The sequence below is a fragment of the Mesorhizobium sp. M7A.F.Ca.ET.027.03.2.1 genome (genome assembly GCF_003999175.1).
Classification (GTDB): domain Bacteria; phylum Pseudomonadota; class Alphaproteobacteria; order Rhizobiales; family Rhizobiaceae; genus Mesorhizobium.
This window is the reverse complement of record NZ_RZOM01001741.1, coordinates 1-655: the sequence shown is the minus strand read 5'-3', so window position 1 is coordinate 655 and position 655 is coordinate 1. Positions and strand designations below refer to the sequence as shown.

At 65.3% G+C, this 655-nt stretch carries 1 protein-coding gene; it reads right to left on the bottom strand.

What is annotated here, in order from left to right; translation table 11 throughout:
• A partial coding sequence (locus EN750_RS37765; RefSeq protein WP_127399499.1) for a biotin/lipoyl-binding protein occupies positions 1 to 543 on the bottom strand: 543 nt, incomplete at its 3' end.
• Positions 544 to 655: the final 112 nt, after the last annotated feature.

Sequence of the window (655 nt, the reverse complement as noted above, 5' to 3'; positions counted from 1 at the left end):
CAGATTGAGCTCTGCCGTGCGGACCGCCGCTTGGTTGACCGCCAGCGACGCCTGTGCCTCGCGCAAGGTGCTGGTGCGCTGGTCGAAGCCGTCCTTGGCGAGGTAGCCGCTCTTGGCGAGCTCGGTGCCGCGACCGAGGTTGGAGCGGGCATAGTCGAGCGTCGCCGTATCGCGCTGCACTTGCGCCTTGGCCTGGTCGAGAGCCGCCTGGAAGTCGTCAGGCGAGATTTTGTAGAGAAGGTCGCCTTGCCGGACGTCGACGCCGTCGGCTGCGGTCTGCTCCTGCAGATAGCCCGGAATCCTGGCCTGCAAGGTGATGCTGCGGATCGGTTCCGTCCGCGCGGCATAGTCCAGGTAGATCGGGATCGTCTTCTTGACGACACTAACCACCGGCACCGGCATGACGAATGCCGCCGGAGCAGGCGTCGCCGCGGCCGTGCCGGCATTGAGGCTGAGGTTGCCCATGTCGAGCAGGTGGACGCTGGCCACCGAGATCGCTCCCAGCGCGACGGCCGTTCCCAACGCGATTTTCCATTTACGCATGATCAGTCTCCAATCTTATTCGGCCGCTTCCGCCAGGGGGCGCAAGGCGGGCTCAGTCGTTGGTTCATTGTCTTGAGAGGCGGGCTCGTCATTGCCGCGGCGTTCGCGCAGC